Annotated in this window: 17 protein-coding genes; 12 read left to right on the plus strand and 5 right to left on the minus strand. The window is 62.2% G+C overall.

Going from position 1 to position 20706, the window contains the following annotated elements; all coding sequences use genetic code 11:
• Positions 1–15 precede the first annotated feature (15 nt).
• Positions 16–210 carry a hypothetical protein gene (locus H5P28_RS07905; protein WP_185675166.1) on the plus strand — a complete coding sequence of 65 codons (195 nt, stop codon included), beginning with the start codon at positions 16–18 and terminating at the stop codon, positions 208–210.
• A gap of 159 nt (positions 211–369) precedes the next feature.
• Complete coding sequence (locus H5P28_RS07910) at positions 370–1254, plus strand: hypothetical protein (RefSeq protein ID WP_185675167.1); 885 nt, start codon at positions 370–372, stop codon at positions 1252–1254.
• 206 nt (positions 1255–1460) lie between these two features.
• On the opposite strand, the gene cimA is transcribed toward H5P28_RS07910, so the two are convergent.
• The 3 genes from cimA to H5P28_RS07925 all read right to left on the minus strand — a co-directional run bounded on the left by cimA (position 1461) and on the right by H5P28_RS07925 (position 5506).
• Positions 1461–3056, minus strand: coding sequence for a citramalate synthase (cimA, locus tag H5P28_RS07915; RefSeq protein WP_185675168.1), 1596 nt, complete (start codon positions 3054–3056; stop codon positions 1461–1463).
• 379 nt (positions 3057–3435) lie between these two features.
• Positions 3436–4797, minus strand: a complete 1362-nt coding sequence (thrC, locus tag H5P28_RS07920) for a threonine synthase (RefSeq protein WP_185675169.1) — start codon at positions 4795–4797, stop codon at positions 3436–3438.
• A gap of 424 nt (positions 4798–5221) precedes the next feature.
• Positions 5222–5506, minus strand: a complete 285-nt coding sequence (locus H5P28_RS07925; RefSeq protein WP_185675170.1) for a DUF134 domain-containing protein — start codon at positions 5504–5506, stop codon at positions 5222–5224.
• A gap of 129 nt (positions 5507–5635) precedes the next feature.
• Between H5P28_RS07925 and H5P28_RS07930 the strand changes: the two genes are divergently transcribed.
• From H5P28_RS07930 to H5P28_RS07975, 10 genes are all read left to right on the plus strand, one after another.
• Positions 5636–6046 carry a NifB/NifX family molybdenum-iron cluster-binding protein gene (locus H5P28_RS07930; RefSeq protein ID WP_185675171.1) on the plus strand — a complete coding sequence of 137 codons (411 nt, stop codon included), beginning with the start codon at positions 5636–5638 and terminating at the stop codon, positions 6044–6046.
• Between the two features lie 37 nt (positions 6047–6083).
• Entirely contained in the window at positions 6084–6926 is an 843-nt protein-coding gene (locus H5P28_RS07935; RefSeq protein ID WP_185675172.1) for an MBL fold metallo-hydrolase, read from the plus strand.
• Positions 6923–7801 (plus strand): damage-control phosphatase ARMT1 family protein, encoded by an 879-nt coding sequence (locus tag H5P28_RS07940; protein ID WP_185675173.1) that lies wholly within the window; start codon positions 6923–6925, stop codon positions 7799–7801. Before H5P28_RS07935 ends, H5P28_RS07940 begins: the two co-directional genes overlap by 4 nt.
• Positions 7802–7936: 135 nt before the next feature.
• Positions 7937–9436 (plus strand): glucan biosynthesis protein G, encoded by a 1500-nt coding sequence (locus H5P28_RS07945; RefSeq protein ID WP_185675174.1) that lies wholly within the window; start codon positions 7937–7939, stop codon positions 9434–9436.
• A complete protein-coding gene (locus tag H5P28_RS07950) occupies positions 9424–9987 on the plus strand; it encodes a hypothetical protein (RefSeq protein WP_185675175.1) in 564 nt (187 codons plus the stop codon). The genes H5P28_RS07945 and H5P28_RS07950 overlap by 13 nt, the downstream gene beginning before the upstream one ends.
• Positions 9984–12125: a glucans biosynthesis glucosyltransferase MdoH gene (gene mdoH, locus H5P28_RS07955; RefSeq protein WP_185675176.1), complete on the plus strand. Its 2142-nt coding sequence runs from the start codon at positions 9984–9986 to the stop codon at positions 12123–12125. The genes H5P28_RS07950 and mdoH overlap by 4 nt, the downstream gene beginning before the upstream one ends.
• Before the next feature lie 447 nt (positions 12126–12572).
• The gene (locus H5P28_RS07960) at positions 12573–13319 is read left to right on the plus strand and encodes a PEP-CTERM sorting domain-containing protein (RefSeq protein WP_185675177.1); all 747 of its coding nucleotides are present in this window, start codon (positions 12573–12575) and stop codon (positions 13317–13319) included.
• A 71-nt stretch (positions 13320–13390) separates the two neighbouring features.
• Positions 13391–14980 (plus strand): alkaline phosphatase, encoded by a 1590-nt coding sequence (locus tag H5P28_RS07965; RefSeq protein ID WP_185675178.1) that lies wholly within the window; start codon positions 13391–13393, stop codon positions 14978–14980.
• Positions 14981–15127: 147 nt separating this feature from the next.
• The gene (locus H5P28_RS07970; RefSeq protein ID WP_185675179.1) at positions 15128–16318 is read left to right on the plus strand and encodes a YibE/F family protein; all 1191 of its coding nucleotides are present in this window, start codon (positions 15128–15130) and stop codon (positions 16316–16318) included.
• A gap of 148 nt (positions 16319–16466) precedes the next feature.
• Positions 16467–18128: a SulP family inorganic anion transporter gene (locus tag H5P28_RS07975; RefSeq protein WP_185675180.1), complete on the plus strand. Its 1662-nt coding sequence runs from the start codon at positions 16467–16469 to the stop codon at positions 18126–18128.
• 426 nt (positions 18129–18554) lie between these two features.
• On the opposite strand, the gene tpiA is transcribed toward H5P28_RS07975, so the two are convergent.
• Positions 18555–19343 carry a triose-phosphate isomerase gene (tpiA, locus tag H5P28_RS07980; protein ID WP_185675181.1) on the minus strand — a complete coding sequence of 263 codons (789 nt, stop codon included), beginning with the start codon at positions 19341–19343 and terminating at the stop codon, positions 18555–18557.
• A gap of 23 nt (positions 19344–19366) precedes the next feature.
• Positions 19367–20569 carry a phosphoglycerate kinase gene (locus tag H5P28_RS07985; RefSeq protein WP_185675182.1) on the minus strand — a complete coding sequence of 401 codons (1203 nt, stop codon included), beginning with the start codon at positions 20567–20569 and terminating at the stop codon, positions 19367–19369.
• Between the last annotated feature and the right edge of the window lie 137 nt (positions 20570–20706).

A 20706-nucleotide genomic window follows, 5' to 3' on the forward strand; every position in this document is an offset into this window, starting at 1 on the left:
AGCCCCCTCAGCCATATGTACAGCTTTGCCAAAATCGCCGCCCGCCTGGGGCTCCTGCTCACGCTCACCCCTTGCCTGCTCTACCTTTTCGACCTGATCGACCTGGGCACCGTCAAGCTCCTGATGATCGTCGGCATGGTCCTGTGGTTCGCCTGCTCGCCCGTCGTCCAGCACATCAACGAAAAACGCTCCGGCGGGGACGGCCTCTAGCGCGGTGCCATGCTCAGAGGGGGCATAAAAGCCCTTGTCTGTGCCGTCGGAAAACATCAGCGGTCCGCGTTTTTTTGTAAATACTCGCTAAATACCCGGAAAGACCGACCAAGTTACATTGACGGCAGAGAGCTTTTAATAATCTTTTAAAGGGATCGCATGATTAAGGTCCCTCCACCCCAGTTTTCCTCAGAGACCCTGCGACTTTCCGTCTGCCTGGCCTACTGCCTGAGCTGGGAGATTGCCGGAAAGATGCTGCGCGAAAACTGGTCGAGGTTGCGAGCCGTCTGGCAATCGCTCGACGCTCTCAAGCCCGAAGACCGCCGCCTGATCGAACTCTACGAGGAGTTCGCCCCGACCGTCAGCGAGGAGCGCTACCTCACCCATCGCATCGAGAAACTCGTCCCCACCAGCAAATCCCGTCAGACCCTGGCCCTCTGGATGCTCAGTTGCCTGCCCGACGAACTGGAAAAAGCCGCCGCCCGCCACCCGCTCATCCGCGACTGGCTCTCTCCGACCGAGCGCAGCCTGCCCTTCCGCCTGCTGCGTCGCCCCAAAGCAGCGTCCGGCCAAAGTGCGGAAGAACTCTTCCCGGCCGAATCCGAACGCGAGGAGGACTTCGCGCAATTTCTGGCCATGCCGGGTTTTGAAAAAATCTTCGAACACTACTGGCACCAACCCCCGAAAAACCGCACAAACCGGCTCACCCGCGCACTCGTCACCGTCGCCGCCATCCTCTCGCACTTTTTCACTCCCCAGCAGTTTAAACGAGGCTCGGCCCTGCGCGCCCACCTCAAAGGTGTCTGCCACTTTTCCGACGCCACGGTGGACGAGCTGTGCGACATCGCCCGCAAGCTCGAATCCCACTGGTACCAGACCGCCGACCTCGCCTACCGGCTGCTCGTGGACACCCGTCCGCGCGACCGCCTCAACATCGCCGAGATGATCCGCACCCTCGACCTCGACGAACGCACCACCGACGAGGACCGCAAGACCTTCCACGAAGTCCTCGACCTCGCCAGCGGCCAGGGCGACCAGGCATGAGAAGAGGACAGCCCCTGCCCTCTAAATAAAGTCGCGGCCATCTCCCCCCGATTATTCTATGCATTTACGCCTCCGGGGCTTCTTTTTTTTAACCACAGAGGGCACAGGGAACACAGAGTTTTCCCCAACCCATGTCGGGAATATTTTTCAAGCAGAGATCAGGGAGGGCGGACTGCGCCCGGCGGGACGAAGCACCGCCCCGGCTTTTACCGAGCGATGCCGTCACCGTTGTCGAGCAGGAGCTTGTACTCGTAGGAGTCGAGCAGGGCTTCCCAGGAGGCTTCGATGATGTCGTCGGAAGCGCCCACCGTGCCCCAGATTTCGCTGCCGTCGGTGGACTCGATCTGCACGCGGATGATGGAGTCGGCCCCCTGTTTGCCGTCGAGGATGCGGACCTTGAAGTCGGTCAGGCGCACGCTGTTTATCTGCGGGTAAACCTGCTCCAGCGCCTTGCGGATGGCCAGGTCGAGCGCGCCGACCGGGCCGGTAGCCTCGGCCACGGTGTGGTACACCTCGCCGTTGATGCGCAGTTTGACCGAGGCTTCGGAGGTCAGTTCGTCCTTCCACTCGCCGTGAACGTCGATCACGCGGTAGTGGATGACTTCGAAATGGTCGGGCTTGTTTTTAAGGAAACGCGCCAGCATGAGCCGGAACGAGGCATCGGCCGCCTCGTACTCGTAGCCCCGGTATTCGAGAGCCTTGAGCTCGTCGAGAAACTCCTTCATGCGCGGCGACTTCGGATCGACATCGAAGCCCATTTCGTTCGCCTTCATCATGACCGAAGAGCGCCCGGACATGTCCGAGACAAGCACGCGGGTGCGGTTGCCGACGGCCTCGGGGCGGATATGCTCGTAGGAGTGCTTGACCTTGTTCACCGCGTCGGCGTGGACCCCGCCCTTGTGGACAAAGGAGGCCGCCCCGACGAAGGGCGCGCGGATGTCGGGCCGCAGGTTGGCCATCTCATCGACGAAAAGCGAAATGTCGCGCAGCTTGTTCAGCTTCGGGGCGCAGTTGACCTCGTAGCCGAGCTTGAGGGAAAGGTTGGCGATGATGCTGGTCAGGTTGGCGTTGCCGTTGCGCTCGCCAAAGCCGTTCATCGTCCCCTGCACGATGCACGCGCCCTCGCGCACCCCGGCCAGGCTCAGAGCCACACCCAGTCCGCAGTCGTTGTGGCAGTGCATGCCGACCTTCGCGTCCGGAAAGCGTGTGACCACGGTTTTTACCACCTCGGCGACCTCGTGGACCATCATGCCGCCGTTGGTGTCGCAGAGCGTAAGGAAGTCCGCCCCGCCCCGCTTCGCCGCTTCCAGCGTGCTCAGCGCGTAGTCGGGGTTGTCCTTGTACCCGTCGAAAAAGTGCTCGGCGTCGTAGTGGACTTCGCGCCCGGCGGCCTTGAGGTGGCGGACGGTGTCCTCGATCATCGCGAGGTTTTCCTCCGCCGTGGTGCGGATGACCTCCGTCACATGCAGCAGCCAGGTTTTTCCAAAAATCGTCACCACCGGCGTCTCCGCCTGAAGCAGCAGGGCCACCTGAGGGTCTTCCTCGACGGAGACATTGGCGCGGCGGGTGGAGCCGAAGGCCGCGATCTTCGCATGGGTCAGCTCCAGCGCCTTGGCCTGCTGGAAAAAGTCCACGTCACGCGGGTTCGAGCCGGGCCAGCCGCCCTCGATGTAGTCCACGCCGAACTGGTCAAGCTTTTCGGCCACCCGCAGCTTGGCCGAGACAGAGAAGGAAACGCCTTCGCCCTGCGTGCCGTCGCGCAGGGTCGTGTCATAGATAAAAACGTTGGATTTCGGGTTCATTGAAAGAAGCAAAAATAAAGGGTAATGAAAAAACGCGTTCAATGGGCAGCCAACGCCGCCCGCCGTGAGCTTTTTGCCCTGCCCGGAAATCCCTTCCGTAAAGTCACATGCCAACCTTGGCCCGGAAAGGATCCCGGGCTACCGAATTCGCGCAATGGCGAGGGTTGTGACGATAAACTGCATGCGAAAACCAATAAATGAAAACGCCTTTCCCCCGCCGCGCAACGTTTTATTTCGGGCCTGCCCGGCGTCAGTGAAGCGCCAAAGCCGGTCCGGCTGGACCAGCAATCAGGGGTAGCGGCCTTTCTGGACGCGTAGGGCGAAGCCCCTCAGTGTCCTGTGCGGTCACGCACTTGGGGGCGGCGGAGCCCTCAAAGAGCTAAAGCTGCGCGTGCTCTTCGATGAAGGCGCGGATGTCGTCGATTTCGGCCGGGAGTTCGTGGCGGACGATGGTTTTCGCCTTGAGTTCCTCCAACGCGGGCGCGGTCGGCTCGATACCGATCGCCTCAGTGATCGTTTCGGGGAACTTGGCCGGGTGCGCGGTGGCGAGGACGACAGCGGTCTTGGCCGGGTCGCGCTCGACGAAGCCGCAGGCCGTGTGCGGATCGACCACGTAGCCGTACTTTTTATAAACTTCGGCGATGATCTCGCGGATGCCCGCATCGGTCGTGTGCGAGGCGGTGAAAACGTCCGCGTCGAAGCTCTCGAACTGGTAGCGCCCGTTGTCGCGGAACTCGCCCATCACGCTGCGGACCTTCTGCGGGTCGCACCCGACCAGGTAGTACAGGAAGCGCTCGAAGTTGGAGGCCACCTGGATGTCCATCGACGGGGCCAGGCTCGGCACCACGTCGCCCACCTCGTACTGGCCGCTCGTGAAAAGCTTGTAGAGGATGTCGTTCTGGTTCGTGGCCACGCGGAACGAGGCGGCGGGCAGGCCCATGCGCTTCGCCAGCCACCCGGCCAGGATGTTCCCAAAGTTGCCCGTCGGCACGATGAACTCGACCGCCCCGCGCCGCTCCTTCGGGAGCTGGAAGTAGGCGTAAAAGTAGTACACGCACTGAGCGAGGATACGGGCCAGGTTGATCGAGTTGATGGCCGAGAGCCGGTACTGGCGCTTGAGGTCGAGGTCGCCGAAAAGCTCCTTCACGATGTGCTGGGCATCGTCGAAGCTGCCCTTGACCGCGAGCGGAAAGACGTTGGCCGCGCCGGTGGTCGTCATCTGCCGCTCCTGCAAGGGGGAGATACGCCCGTCCGGGTAGAGGATGAAAATGTTCACCCCGTCCTTGCCCAGCAGGCCGTGGATGGCGGCCGAACCGGTGTCGCCGGAGGTAGCCCCGAGGACGTTGATGTGCTCGGAGCTGTTGCGGATCTGCTCCTCGTAGAGGTTGCCCACCAGTTGCAGGGCAAAGTCCTTGAAGGCCAGCGTCGGCCCGTGGAAAAGCTCCAGCACGTAGAGGTCGTCGCTCAGCCCGACCAGCGGTGCGATTTTCTCATCGGTAAAGCGCTTGTAGGACTCCTCGACCAGTCGGCGCAGGACCGCCTCGTCCATGTCGGTGGCAAACTCCTTCAGAAACTCGAAGCACAACTCGGCATAGCCCAGGTCCTCCCACGCGTCGAGCTTGCCCGAGAGGTCCGGCAGCTCCCGCGGCAGGTACAGCCCGCCATCCGGGGCCAGGCCGGCGGCAACCGCCTGGGTAAAGGTGACCGATCCGCCATTTCCGCGCGTGCTGACATATTCCATAGGCCCTCCAAGAAACCCACCCCCTCCCCCGCCTTCAACACTATTTTAGCAGGCAGGACGCAGGACACAGTCCTGCACCTGTGGTGCTACGCACCACGGATGCCCCCGCCAACGCGGCGGCATGGGCAACGGCGGTTGACGCCGAGCCAAACGGACTCCGACTGAACAACCGTCGAGAGGGCGAACCGTGTCTGCGGATTTCGCTATAAAAGGGAACAGGCCCTAGCTCGAGTCAGTCAGGCTACTGGCATCGGTTTGGATGCGCAGTATAGAAAGTGCAAGACCGTTTGGACTAGCGATCAGGGGTAATCAGGGGTAGCGGCCTTTATGGACGCGTAGGGGCGAAGCCCCTCAGGGTCCGGTGCGGCCACGCACCACGGGGCGTGCAGCCCCGGGAATTTGCGCAATAGGAGCACTGGAGCGTTCAACCCTCCTGCCGCGCGCGCAGTTCGATAGCGTGGCCGTTGACGAGGGCGCGGGCGACCTTGCCCCGGGCACTCTCAACGATGCGGCCAAAAGTCGCCCGCGAGACGCCCATCCGCTCCCCGGCCTGCGCGTGATGGAGCCGCTCCACGTCGGCCAGCCTGAGCGCTTCCAGTTCGTCCGCCTCCAGCACAACGACCTCCAGCTCACAGGTCGGGATGCCGCGCGGTTTGAAGACCGTTTCTCTCAGTTCGCAGCGGATGCAACGGTGTTTTTTCGGACGCATGAGACGGCTTTCGTATCGGCAGTCAATTAGTGTTCATTATCCAATAAATCCCTGGCATCAGGAAATGTTGCTTGACCTTTATCAAGCCGCCTTTTATGAGCATATGCTCAATTCTTTCAAGTCAAAACCATGAACATCTGCCTGCCGGTTCTCGAAAATAACGGCCTCCTGAGCGCGGTTTCGCCGCACTTTGGCCAAGCCCCCGCTCATCTGGTCATCTCCCCTGAGGGAGAAATCGTCCACTACGCGGAGAAAACCGCCTGCGGCCACGCGGGCTGTACCCCGGTCGATATTCTCGCCGCGCACGCCGTCAAGGCCATCGTCTGCCAGGGACTCGGACGCGGGGCCTTTTTCCGACTGCGAGAGCTTGGGATCGACGTTTTCCAGACCGACTGCGAGACAGTCGATGAGGCACTGGTCGCCTATCGCCGTCACACACTCGCCCCCATGAGCGAAGACGGCCTTTGCCAGGGACACGAGCACAGTGACCACGACCACGACGGCCATCCCCACGAGCACGGACACAATCACTGCCACTGAAAACCAGCCGTACCGCGCACAGCCGGAGACATCCATCATGGCCGAAATCCGCCTCACCCTGTTGACTGAAAACACCGCCAAGGGACGAAAAATCCTCGGCGAACACGGGCTGGCCTACTGGATCGAAACCCCGGCGGGAAACGTGCTCTTTGACACCGGGCAGGGGCAGACGCTTTTTCACAACGCGGCCCTCTGCGGGGCCGACCTCGCCCAAACGGCGGCGGTCGTGCTCAGCCACGGCCACTTCGACCATACGGGCGGTCTGGAGCAGGTTCTTGACGCCGCCCCGGCGGCCAGCGTCTATTTCCACCCCGACGCGATCCTGCCCCGCTATTCTGCTGCTCCCGCCGGCGGCACCCGCACCGTCGCCGTCCCTTTTATGCACAACGGGGGTGTTTTAAAAAAGGCCGCCACCGTGCGCTACACCCGTCAGCCCACCCCGATCCTGGGCGGGCTCGTCGCCACCGGCGAAGTCCCCCGCCACTACGCCGACGAGGACACGGGCGGAGACTTTTTCCTTGATGCCGACGGCCACCGGCGCGACCCCATCAACGACGACCAGTCACTCTACTTTGAAAGCACCGAAGGGCTCGTGCTCATCCTCGGCTGCGCCCACGCCGGAGTTGTCAATACCCTGCACCACGTGGCCAGGCTGACCGGCACGCAGCGTATCCACGCCGTCATCGGCGGAATGCACCTGCTCTATGCTGATCCGGCCCGGTTGGAGCGCACCTATGCCGCGTTCCGCGACTACGACGTGCGCCTCATCGCGCCCTGCCACTGCACCGGTATCCGGGCCGTGGCCGGGTTCTGGAACCACTTCCCCGAGCGCTGCGCCGAGGCGCACGCCGGTAAACGCTTCACCTTCCGCCTGCCATGAAAACGAGCATCGACTGTTTCAGTTGCTTCATCCGCCAAGGGCTGCGGGCGGCCCGGCTGGCAGGCGCGTCCGAGAAGCAGCAAGACCTCGTGGTGCGCGCCATTATGGGGCACCTGCTCGGCGGCAACCCCGACGAGTCCCCCGTCGAGCTGGCCCGCTCTGTTCAGCAGATCGTGAGCGAGATAACCGGCCAGAGCGACCCTTACGGCGACCTCAAATCCCTCAGTAACGCCCAGGCTGCCGCATGGGTCGAAAACCTCAAAAACACCCCGAGCACGCCTCAGACCGACCCGCTCGATCATGCCGTCCGGCTGGCGGTGGCCGGGAACGTCATCGACTACGGCCCGCAAACCCCCTTCAACCTGGAGAGCACGCTCGAACGCTGCCTGCGCGAGCCCTTTGCCATCGACCACCTGCCCTTGCTCCGGGAGCGCCTTCAAAGCGCCCGCACCCTCGCCTACCTGGCCGACAACGCGGGCGAAATCATCTTCGACCGCGTGCTGCTGGGCGAGTTGCTGGCCCGTTTCGGGCTGGAGAAAATCCTTTTCGTCGTGCGCGAGGAAGCATTCCTCAACGACGCTCTGGCTGAAGATGCCGAAACCGCCGGCATCCTTGAGCTCGACCAGGTCGAACTCGTTCGTATGGGCCCCGGCATCCCCGCCCCCGGCACGCCGGGCCGGGCCGTCTGGGAACAGGTCCGGCGCTGCGATGTGCGCCTGGCCAAGGGGCAGGCCAACGCCGAATGCTTCGACACCGAACCCGATTTTTTCCTCCTTTTCATGGTCAAGTGCGAGATGGTCATGCGGGCGCTGGAGGAAAAGGGGCTGGGCACGACCCGGTTGGGAGACATTGTGTTGACCCACAGCGGATATTGAGCCACATTGGGCGCTTTGACACCGCTCCCGCGCCAACGCGGGACACCGCTTTCCCACCCCGGTAGCGGATTTTTTTTACGAACCAATTGCGTTGTCGGGTTACCCCTTATACCTTGTTTAACTGCGAATTTGAGTATGAGGCTACGCTTGATCATCCTGTCAGTTCTCTGCGGACTGACCTCCCTGCACGCGTTCGAACGCCGCGAAGTCAATCTGGACTACGTCACCGGACTGGCCCGCGAACTGGCCGCCCAGCCCTACGTCCCGGCCAAACCTGAGCTTCCGCCTGAACTGGCTGCGCTGGATTTCGACGGCTACCGCAAGATCCGCTTCAACAAGGACAAGGCCCTCTGGAAAACCGCCAATCTGCCCTTCCAGGTCGATTTTTTCCACAACGGGTACATTTTTCCGGAAACCGTTGAGATATTCGAATACAGTAACACGCACACCCAGCAGATTCCCTACGTCAAGGACTTCTTCAACTTCGACATCAACGGCATCAACCCCGACGAATGGGACCTACAGGGCTACGCCGGACTGCGCGTGCGCACCCCGCTGAACAAGCCCGATGTCTTCGACGATGTGCTCGTCTTTCAGGGAGCCTCGTATTTCCGCGCCCTCGGCCGGGACCAGTACTACGGCCTCTCCGCCCGCGGACTGGCCATCGGCACTGGCGGCCCCAATGAGGAATTTCCCCGCTTCAGCCGCTTCTGGCTGAAAAAACCCGCTTCCGATGCCCGCTCGCTGGAAATCCTTGCCCTGCTGGAGGGCCAGAGCGTGACCGGGGCCTACCGCTTTGTTCTCACTCCCGGCGAAAATACCCAGGTCGAAGTCACGGCCCGCGTCTTCCGCCGCGAGGGAGCCCGCGGTGACATCTACTTCGCCCCGCTCACGAGCATGTTCTGGTACGGCGAGGCCCGCGACAACCACATGGGCGACTGGCGACCCGAGATCCACGACTCTGACGGCCTGCTCATCCACAACGGTGACACCTGGACCTGGCGCCCCCTCACCAACTACCCCGGCAACCACCTGACCGCCTTTCCCGTCGAGCAGCTCCACGGCTTCGGCCTGCTCCAGCGCGACCGCGACTTTAACAACTATCAAGACCTCAGCGAGCACTACCACCGCCGTCCCTCGGCCTGGATACAGACCCGCGGACAATGGCCCACGGGCGAAGTCGTCCTCTTTGAATTCCATCAGGACACGGAAACCGTCGATAACATGGGCGCGTTCTTCCGCCCCGACACGGCCCCCGAAGCAGGCCAACCCTACGAAATCGCCTACACGGTCAATTTCCAGCTGGCCGATCCCGACAAGTCGCTTAACCGGGTCGAAGCCACCCGGATCGGCAGTTCCTGGCAGTACGAGGGAGCCACCCGGTTCATTATCGATTTTTCCGCGCCCGAGAACTTCAAACCCGTGGAAATCCGCGACCTGCAAGCCAACCTGAGCGTGGAAGGAGCCGAGATCATCCAACAGGCGCACATCATTTACAATACCGTCACCTCCGGCCTGCGCGTGCACTTCGACTTGCGCGCCGATCCCGACACCGAACTGGCGAATCTTAAACTCCAACTGACAAAGGCCGACAAGCCGCTCAGCGAGACCTGGGTCTATCAATGGCGACCGTGAACCAGCCCGAGCACGACCTCGAAGCCTGGGACCGCGCCTATCGTAAAGTCGCCTCCCTGCTTCGCGCCTATCAGGTCCGCAATGCCTACCTGCGTCACGAACTGGCGCGCGACATCGTACGTGAGTCGCTCCAGTTTTACCTGGAGGGGCAGGAACCGGAAGCCCTCGCGGTCGAGAACCTGCGCCACCGGCTCTCGCTCTGGCTCAAGCGGCTCAACGACGCCACCTCCGAGCCGGGCCGCAACGGCTACACCGAGGCCCGCATGCTGACCATTGTGCAGGCCTCCCGCATCATCCAGCGCTGGCCCCGACAGTTTCTCTACACCGGCGAGTTCGAGCCCGCGCTGCTGGAAGCCGTCAAGAAAGCCCGCATCATCGGCGTGCCCAACCTGCATCGAGCCTCCATCGGCGTGCCGCAGATCCAGTTCGAAACCGTCAGCGACATGGCCGAAGGCACCCGTCGCCTGTTCAGCAACTCGATCCTGCGCATCTGCCTTTTCACCGCCGCCGTCCTCGCAGGGATACTCACCGTCATCAGCCTGGCCCGATGAGCAACGCCCCCCAACCATCCACCACTCCCGCCGGAGGCTGCACACGGCTCGTTTTTTTCGCACTGCACGGGCTGCTGACCATCGCCGCCGGGGCCATTTTCTGGGATCTGCTCAACCGCACCGGTTTCACCGTGACCAGCTTTCTCCTGCTGGTGCTTTTCGTCATCCTTTTCGCGCACATCGCCTTCGGTTTTCTTCAGCCGCTCTTCGGGCTGTTTGTCGCACTGCGCCGGGACGATCCGCGCCGCATCACCCGCACGATCGATCTCGACCAGGACCCGGCCTCGATCAAGCTCGCCAGCCGCACGGCTCTGATTTTCCCCATCTACAACGAAGACCCGGAGCGCTTTTTCGCCGGGGTGGAAACGGTCTATTCCCGCCTCAAACAACTCGGCCAGATTGAGCATTACGATGTCTTTGTCCTGAGCGACTCGACCGACGCCGACAACTGGATCGCTGAGGAAATCGCCTGGAACGAAACCGCCCTGCGCCTCGGCGCGCACGGCAAGCTTTTCTACCGCCGCCGCCGCAACAACATCAACCAGAAGTCCGGCAACGTGGCCGACTTCTGCCGCCGCTGGGGCGGCTCCTACGACTACATGCTCTGCTTCGACGCAGACAGCCTGATGAGCGGCGAGTGCATCGTGCGCATGACCGAGATGATGGAGCGCAACCCGACCGTTGGCATCCTCCAGACCATGCCCGGCCTCTTCAACGGTCGAACCCTGCTGGCGCGGCTCCAGCAGTTCACCAACCGGGTGCACGGCTATCTCTCCGGCGCGGGTCTCAACGCCTGGCAGCAGGACTACGGCAACTACTGGGGCCACAACGCCATCATTCGCCTGAAGCCGTTTCTGAAATACTGCACGCTGCCGGAACTTCCCGGCGTGGAGCCGCTGGGCGGACGCGTGCTCAGCCATGACTTCGTCGAAGCCGTGCTCATGCACAAGGCCGGTTACGAGGTCTGGCTCGCCTACGACCTGGAGGGCAGTTACGAGGAGATGCCCCCCACCCTGATCGACCTGGCCAAGCGTGACCGCCGCTGGTGCCAGGGCAATCTCCAGCACGCCTGGCTGGTGCTCTTTGGAAACATTCCCAACCAGAGCCGTATCCACATGATCAATGGCATCATGGGCTACCTGTCCTCGCCGTTGTGGCTGCTTTTCATCGGGCTGACCACGCTGGGCACCTACCGCTGGGTCGGCAGCGACCTGACTCTTGTCGTGCGCGGCAGCAGCCTGCCGTGCATGCCCCAGTCGCTGGCCGATCAGGGGCTTCTTCTGCTGGGGCTGACCGCTGTCATGATCTTCGGCCCCAAGCTCATGACCATTCTCTGGCTTGCCCTGCGCCCGCAGCGGGCAAAGGGCTTTGGCGGGTGGTTCCGAGCCACGGCCTCGATCCTGCTGGAGGTTTTCGTTTTCACACTCATCGCCCCAGCCATGATGCTTTTTCACAGCGGGTTCGTCGTCACCATTTTACTTGGACAAAAGGTCCGCTGGGCCACCCAGGTCCGCAACTCCGGCGACGGGACTTCGCCCGAACAGGCAATCTCCGCTCACGGCGGTCACCTGACGGTCGGCCTGCTCTGGGGCGTGCTGGCCTGGACGATCAGCCCGGTACTATTCTGGTGGATGAGCCCGGTGCTGCTGGGCTGGGTACTCGCCATTCCGCTCTCCATCTACACCAGCCGTGAGAGCGTGGGTCGGTGGTTCCGGGCGCGGGGGCTGCTCCTGACACCGGAGGAAACCCGACCGCCGCGTGAGGTCCGCACCCTGCGCGCGCTTGCCCGCGACAGCGAAAAGCTTCCCGACTCGGTTGAAAGGTTTGAAGACATCGGACTGCTCGGCGTCGTGCTAGACCCGTACATTAACGCCCTCCACGGCCTGCTCCTGCGCGAGAAATCCCAACCCGACCCGACGGTGCGCGAGGTCCTGCTGAAGCTCGAAGACAAGCTCCTGCAGGAAGGAGCCGAGTCCCTCAGTAACGCCGAAAAAATGCGTCTGCTCCTGGACTACGAATCCAGCGTCCGCCTGCACAAGCAGGTCTGGTCTCAGCCCGACAATAAACTCAGCCCCTGGTGGCGGCAGGCCAGTAGGAGCTTCAATTACCGCAGCCTCTTTCACCACCGCAGCGAATAGCCACCGCAGGACAACGGCGGCAATCAGGGCACGGAAGTCTCTCACGCAAGGGGAGCTGCGCGCGAGCCAACGTATCCACTTTCCGATACACAGGCTCAGACATTCCCGGCGCTGTCATGGTTTTCTCGGTCCATGCGGGCGCTTGTGTGTCTAAATTTTCACACACCCTTCAGTCAGCCGTCCTGCCCACCCCGGCTCCATCCGAAGCAGCAGGCCTTGCGAGCGTCTTTCTTATCGTATCCATAAGTCAATACACTGGTTACAGTCAGAAGGCATTCGTGGCGGAGCGTGCGGGAACGACGCGCCACTTTAACGCGAATTCCTTGCATTATTAACGCAAACTCCATCTGTGGGTAGCATCGTGCGTTTAGTATTAGCAGCGAGCCGGGGCGGGTAAGCTCCGGCGCTCCAACGCCTATCATTCCTTAACCCATATTAGCGAATACCATGTACACCAAACAGCTGCTTCTGGGGCTACTCTGCTCGACCGCCGCGCTACAGGCGGAAGTCAGCCTCAACTGGATCGGGGGAGACAACACAGTTCACGCCGAGTTCAACTACTACTCGACCTTCTCCTCTAACGGCACCGCCACGGGAGCCGATTCCTACGTCGTCAAGGACAACGACGGCAACGTCGTCTCCGGCGGCCTCGCCGGGCTTGACGGCCCCGACATCATGAGTCTCAACGGCAAGACCCAACGCTTTAGCGATGGGTCCGACCACTGGCTCGAAACCACCGCGAACTGGGACCTGAGCATCTGGATGCCCGGCATCTCCGGCTATGAGACGCAGGAGTTCTGCGTGCAGATCTCGTACTTCGCCTACTTCGATGGCTCCAGCTATGACTACGCCTGGCGGCAGAACTACGACCTGGGTATCAGCACCTACAACCTCGACGCCGACACCGCCAGCTCGATCCTTGGCACCATCCACAGTGACAGCTTCGTCGATACCGATAACGGCATCGTAACCGAAGTCTTCACCTTCACCGTGGGCAACGCCGCCGATGGCGTTTTTATCGACATCGGCGCCACCCCCGGCCTGAGCGTGGACAACCCGTCCTACATCACCTGGATCGAGATCGATTCGGTTTCCTACGACGCCGTCCCCGAGCCCTCCACCTACGGCATGCTCACCGGCCTGGCCGTGATCGCGCTGCTGGTTTTCCGCCGCCGTCGCCACGCCGCCGCCTGAGCCTTTTCCGCGCTTTTTAGTTCTGCTTGCAGAGCTATTCCAGAACACCATCCTAACTGTTAAGTCACGCTATGAACAAGTTCTTCCAAACCTGCGCGATTGCCGGCCTGACCGCCGCTGCCGCGTTCACCGCCACGAGCCTTGAGGCTCGTCCCAGCCGTGCCACCACCGGCGCGAAGTACATCATCTTCCTCATCGGCGACGGCATGTCGTCTGTCCAGGTCCAGGCTACCGAAGCCTTCCTCGCCGCCAACAACGGGCTCGACCCGAATGTGGCCACCGAAATGGACAATGCGGAAAACCTCCTCAACATGAACCTGCTGCCCGTGCGCGGCATCAACACCACCTACGCCTCCAACCGCTTCATCACCGACTCGGCGGCAGCGGGCACCGCGCTGGCCACGGGCTCGAAGACCAACTACGGCGTCATCGGCAAGGACACCAGCCTGACCCAGTCCTACATGAGCATCGCCGAGATGGCGCAGGAAAAGAACTACAAGGTCGGCATCGTCAGCAGCGTCTCGCTCGACCACGCCACACCCGGCGCCTTCTACGCCAACGTGGACTCGCGCAACTCCTACGAACTGATCGCCGTGCAGGCTGCCCAGTCGGGCTTCAACTTCTTCGGCGGCGGCGGCTGGCGACGTGCCTCGAACAACGCCTACCCCGCCGCTTTCCCGGCCATGAGCGGTAATACGCTGACCGAGATGTTCACGCTCGCCGGCTACTCCATGCTCAACGACGAGACCTCGATCCGCGCCCTCAAGTCCGCCCCGCAGGACATGGTCGTGTGCACCGTCCCGGTCCTTCAAAGCAGCGACGCCATGCCCTACGAGATTGACCGCGCTCCGGGCGCCATCTCCCTGGCCGAAATGACCGAGATTGCCATCGACTGCCTCTACGCCAACAACACCACGGGCTTCTTCCTCATGGTCGAAGGCGGCAAGATCGACTGGGCCTGCCACGCCAACGACCCGATGGGCACCATCGGCGACATGGTTGACTTCGACAACGCCGTGGGCAAGGCCATCGAGTTCTACAACCAGCACCCGGACGAGACCCTGATCGTCGTCACCGGCGACCACGAAACCGGCGGCCTCACCATCGGCTTCTCCGGCACCGGCTACGAAACCTCCTTCGCCAACCTGCTCAACCAGGCCAGCTCCTATGAAGCCTTCGGTGCCGTCCTTGCCGCCTACAAGACCAACCGCAGCTTCTCCGATCCCTACGACCCGGTCTCAGAAAACATCGACTCGGCGATGAAGACCCAGATCGTCGACTCCTTTGGCATCGACTACGACAGCCTCAGCGCCTACCGCCAGCAGCGCCTCGAAGACGCCTTCGACCGCAGCATGGGCGGAGTGCCGCTCACCGGCACCAGCGCCCCCTCCGGCTACGTCGGCGGCAGCACCACCATCGACTCGCTCAACTACGGCGGCTACGACGCGCTCACGATGGAGCTTTGCCACCAGTTCAGCCAGGACACCGGTCTGGGCTGGACCAGCTACGCCCACACCGCCGTGCCGATCCCTGTCATGGCGATGGGCTTTGACGACTACCGCTTCGCCGGTTTCTACGACAACACCGACATCGCCAAGAGCATTGCCGCCGCCATGCGTGTCTCGCACGACCTGCCGCACGTCGTCGCGGTCGAGGACTGATTCCCGCCACCTGTACTGCTGCATCAACCATCAAGGTTACCGCAAAAAAACACGGCGTGGCGGGTTCATCCCCGCCACGCCCTTTTTGCATGAATGATTACGGGCTTACGTAGCCCGCCCCTGTCTTCAAAACCAAACACTCACCGCATGCCCACGCCGCTCCATAAAAAACTGCTCAGCCGCGACGCGCTCTTCTGCGCCTTTTTCGCCGTGCTGTGCCTCGTGCTGTGTTTCGTCGATCTGAACCACTTCCGCGACGACGAGGCGCAAAGTAACCTGCGTCACCACCGCGCACGTGTCCTCGAGGCCGACGATTCCGGCATGCGCGTCAACCTCATGCTGCGCTCCGGAGCGCAGCGGCTCCAGGTCGAGCTTTTGAACGGCCCGAACAAGGGCGAGATCATCACCGCCGACAACATGCTCACCGGGCAGCTCGCGCTCGACGAGTACTTCCAGCCCGGCGACGACCTGCTTCTGCAATACACACTCGGCCCTGATGGCAAGGCTCGCGCCGGAGTCGCCCGCGGCCACTACCGCGTGCGCGGCGAACTGCTGATGTGCGCGCTCTTTGTCGCGTTGCTGCTGGCCGTGGCCGGGAGCACCGGGGCCAAGGCGCTGCTCTCGTTCGCCTTCTCCGCGCTCATGATCTGGAAGGTGATGATCCCGCTCTTTCTCGACGGCAAGAACCCGGTCCTCATCGGCATGGCCGTCGTCCTCGTCCTGACTGCGTGCATCTGCTTCCTCGTCGGCGGGCTCAGCCGCCGGGGCTTGGCCTCCTTTCTGGGGGCCGTGCTCGGGCTGGCCGTGACTTGTGTACTGGCGCTGTTTTTCACCGACGCCTTTCGTATCAGCGGCGCGGTTCGCCCGTTCAGCGAGACGCTTCTCTACTCGGGTTTTTACGACCTGAAGCTGACTCCGATCTTCATCGCCTCCATCGTCATCGGCTGCTCCGGGGCGATGATGGACCTGTCGATGGACATCGCCAGCGCGATGCACGAGATCAAGGACAAGAGCCCTGCGCTGGGCCTGTGGGAGCACATCAAGTCCGGCCTCTCCGTCGGACGGGCCGTCACCGGCACGATGACAACGACCCTCCTGCTCGCCTACTCCAGCAGTTACATCACCATGCTGATGCTTTTCGCCTCGCAGGGGATGCCCCTGGCCCGCATCGCCAACATCAACTACGTCGCGGCGGAGTTTCTCAACATCATGGTCGGCAGTTTCGGCCTCGTGACTGTCGCTCCGTTCACCGCGCTAGTCAGCGGTCTTATCTGGCGAAACGGCCCCGCTTCTAACCCCAACACCACTCCTCCCGCCACCGGCCAGCAGCCCGCCTGAGCGGAATATCTCTCCGGCCTTTATGTGAAACGGGTTCGAAGAAGCGCTGCCGGCCTGATGTTAGATATATTTTGCATACGCCCAAAAAGGACAGCTTGACCGATACGCACATTCGGGCGTAATTATAGGTGCTTTTCAGGGGTAAAGCATGAGATTTCCAACCTTCCGGCCTCGACTGGTCGAGTGCCTCCACGGGTACAACTTCGGACAATTCAGGACAGACCTGATCGCCGGCATCACAGTTGGCATTGTCGCCCTGCCGCTGGCCATGGCCTTCGCCATCGCTTCGGGCGTGCCCCCGCAGGCGGGTATTTTTACCGCCGTCATCGCGGGCTTCATCATCTCGGCCTTCGGCGGCTCACGGGTACAGATCGGCGGGCCGACCGGCGCGTTCATCGTCATCGTCTATGGCATCCTGACCGAGTACGGCGCGGCCAACCTCGCCCTGTGCACGATCATGGCGGGGGTCATCCTGCTCATCATGGGCTTTGCCGGACTGGGACAGGCCATTAAATTCATCCCCTATCCGGTCACGGTCGGGTTCACCTCCGGGATCGCGGTGCTGATCCTGAGCACGCAGATCAAAGACTTCCTCGGGCTCGACCTGGCCAGCGTGCCCTCGGGCTTTCTCGATAAGTGCGCCGCCCTCGGCGGAGCCATCGGCACCACCCACCTGCCCACGGCAATACTGGCCACGGCCTCCCTGCTGCTGATCATTTTCTGGCCCAAGGCCTGGACCCGTATCGTGCCCGGTTCGGTCGTCGCCCTCGTGCTCGGGACGGTCGCGGTGGCGCTTTTCGAGCTCCCGGTCGAGACCATCGGCTCGCGCTTCGGCGGCATCCCCGAAGGGCTCCCGCCCTTGCAGGTGCCGGAGTTTTCCTTCTCCGGACTGACCGCCCTCATCCAGCCCGCCACGACCATTGCGCTGCTCGCCGCCATCGAGTCCCTGCTCTCCGCCGTCGTCGCCGACGGTATGATCGACGACCGTCACGACTCCAACCAGGAGCTCAAGGCCCAGGGCCTGGCCAACATCATCTGCCCGCTTTTCGGCGGGATCGCCGCTACCGGCGCCATCGCCCGCACCGCCACCAACGTCCGCAGCGGCGGGCGCACACCGATTGCCGGGATGACGCACGCCGTCACCCTGCTGCTGATCCTTCTCGTGGCCGCCCCGCTGGCCAAGTCCGTGCCGCTGGCCACGCTGGGCGCGGTGCTCGTCATGGTGGCCTACAACATGGGCGAATGGCACCAGTTCAAGCGCCTGCTCAAGTGGCCCCGTAGCGATGCCGCCGTGTTTTTGACCACTTTCGCGCTGACGGTGCTCTTTGACCTCACGCTGGCGGTCGAGGTCGGGATGGTGCTCGCTGCCATGCTCTTTATCAAGCGCGTGGCCGACACTTCGCAGATCACCCCGGTCAGCCCGGAAACGGACACCGAAGGCGTGCAGCACAGCCTGCAAGGCAAAGACGTGCCCGACGAGGTGCAGGTCTTCCGTATCCTCGGGCCGTTCTTCTTCGGCGTGGCCGACCGGCTGGAAACCGCGCTCAAGCGCGCCCAGCGCGAACCGCAGGTCGTCATCCTGCGCATGCGCAAAGTCACCGCGATGGACGCGACCGGTCTCAACGCGCTGGAAAATCTTTACGAGAAGCTGACCCAAAAACACCGGCATCTCGTCATCAGCGCGCTCCAGCCCCAGCCCTACCGGGCGATCAAGAAAGGCGGTCTGCTCGACCGGCTCGGCCCGGAAAACGTCTGCCCGGACATCGACGCCGCTCTCGCCCGCGCCAAGGCCATTCTCAGCCAAAAGTAGGCGGCTTTAGACCGGTTCCAGGTAGCTTTGAGGGTTATGTGAAAGGGTGTCTTCTTCAAAGACACGCTCTCACCCACTCTCCAAAAAAATTTGAGACGGAACTTTGTTCCTTCGCAAGAGCGAGTGACCTTCGACTCCGGAAAGAATCGGTATTACCCGCCTGGCGGGAGACGCAAATCAGGATAAGAAATCCATCCCGATCAAGCCGCAGTCGTTGCGTGATTTGAACATCAAAAAGGCCGTCTCACAATGGAGACGGCCTTAATGGTATGGGGTGTGGGCTTGAGAAAATGATAGAACTTTTATTCGCGTAGCATTCGCATCAAGTGCGAGAATTAAGGTCAGTGTACATCCCGGACTGGCCTTGCCAAGTGTTTTTTCCCGGTTTTTCAAATTTTTATCGAAAAACCGGGAACACACTTAAATTCAGCCCTCGGACTTGGTCTGGGCCGCAGCGGCTTCGACCAGCTTGGCGAAAGACTTGGCTTCGAGAGCCGCCCCGCCAATGAGGCCGCCATCGATATCCTTTTCGGCCAGCAGTTCCGCGGCGTTGGCGGGCTTCATGGAGCCGCCATAGAGCAGGCGGATCTTGTCGGCCGCTTCGGCGCCGAGTACGTCAGCCAGCATCTTGCGGATGGCGGCGTGGACTTCCTGCGCCATTTCCGGCGTGGCGGTCTTGCCCGTGCCGATGGCCCAAACAGGCTCGTAGGCCACGACGATGCTCTCGGCGTGCTTCTTGTCCACCCCGGCGAGGCCGCCCTTGACCTGCTCCTCGATCACGGCGAGGGTCTGGCCAGCTTCGCGCTGCTCGATGGTTTCACCGACGCAGAGGATGGGCTTGAGGTTATTTTCCAGCGAGGCGAGGACCTTCTGGTTGATGAAGGCGTCGGTTTCGCCAAAGTACTGGCGCCGCTCGCTGTGGCCAAGGATGACGTAGCTCACGTAGAAAGTCCGCAGCATGGAGGCGGAGATTTCGCCCGTGTAGGCACCGTCGGGTTCGGGGTGCATGTTCTGCGCGCCGAGCTGGATGTTGTTGGCTTCGGACAGGGCCTTGGCCGCGCTTTCGAGCGCGGTGAAGGGGGGGCAGATCGCCACTCCCACCTCGGTCTGTGTGCCGATTTCAGCGAGGATGCCTTTGATGAGTTCCACGCCGTCGGGCGCGGTCTTGTTCATCTTCCAGTTCCCCGCGATCAGATATTTACGCTTTGTAGCCATAATGTTTTGAATTGGGTAAAAATTTAAGCCTGCTCAAGAGCGGCCACGCCCGGCAAGGTTTTTCCTTCCAGGAATTCGAGGCTGGCGCCGCCGCCGGTGCTGATGAAGGAGACCTTGTCCCCGTAACCGCTCTTCTTGATCGCCTTGACGGAGTCGCCCCCGCCGATGATCGAGATGGCGTCGGCTTCGGCCACGGCCTCGGCCACGGCGAAGGTGCCCTTGGCGCATTCCTTGATCTCGAAGACGCCCATCGGGCCGTTCCAGAGGATGGTCTTGGCCTTGGCCACTTCGCTCTTGTAAAGCTCGATGGTCTTCGGGCCGATGTCCACACCCTGCCAGCCGTCGGGGATGTCCCCCTCGACGATCTTGGTTTCGCCGACCTGGGCGTTGCCGAAGTCGAGTTTGTCGGTGACGAGCGTATCGACGGGCAGCAGGAAGTTCACGCCCTTGGCTTCGGCCTTGGCCAGGCAAGCCTTGGCGGTCTCGATCTTGTCGGGCTCGGACAGGCTGTCGCCGACCTTCTTGCCCTGCGCGAGCGCGAAGGTGTAGGCCATGGCACCGCCGATGAGCATGGTGTCGCACTTTTCGAGCAGCGCCTCGATGACGGTGATCTTGTCAGAGACTTTGGCCCCGCCGAGGATGACGGCGAAGGGGCGCTCGGGCTTGGCGGTCTTTTCGCCGAGGAAGTCCAGTTCCTTCTCGATGAGGAAGCCGGAGACCTTCGGGCCGGAAATGTACTTGGTGATCCCTTCGGTGGTGGCGTGGGCGCGGTGGGCCGTGCCGAAAGCGTCGTTGACGTAGGCGTCGGCCAGCTTGGCCAGGGCCTGGCAAAACTCGGGGTCGTTCTTTTCCTCGCCCTTGTAGAAGCGGGCGTTCTCCAGCAGGATGACACCGCCGTCGGCCAGCTCATTGGCGGCCTTTTCGGCTTCCGGTCCGATGCAGTCGGGGACGAAGAGCACGGGCTGTCCGAGGCGCTCGGAAAGGGCCTTGGCTACGGGGGCCAGCGTGTACTTCAGATTCTTTTCACCCTTGGGGCGACCCAGGTGGCTGGCCAGGATGACCTTGGCGCCTTGATCGACCAGGTGCTTGATGGTCGGCAGCGCGCCCACGATGCGGGTGTCGTCGGAGATGTTGCCCTGCGCGTCGAAGGGAACATTGAAGTCCACGCGCACGAACACGCGCTTACCGGCGAGGTTGACGTCCTTGATGGTTTTGACGGAAGCCATGATGAAAATCAGGTTTGAGAGTTTGAGCGTTTGAAAGTTTGAAAGTCTTTCCCAAAAGGCGATGCGCGGCCTGACAAATGCAGGCGTCCGGATGGACCGACAATCGTCCTGCTTCCGGGAAAGCGAGGCCGCCCACA

This window comes from Ruficoccus amylovorans (genome assembly GCF_014230085.1).
Taxonomy (GTDB): domain Bacteria; phylum Verrucomicrobiota; class Verrucomicrobiia; order Opitutales; family Cerasicoccaceae; genus Ruficoccus; species Ruficoccus amylovorans.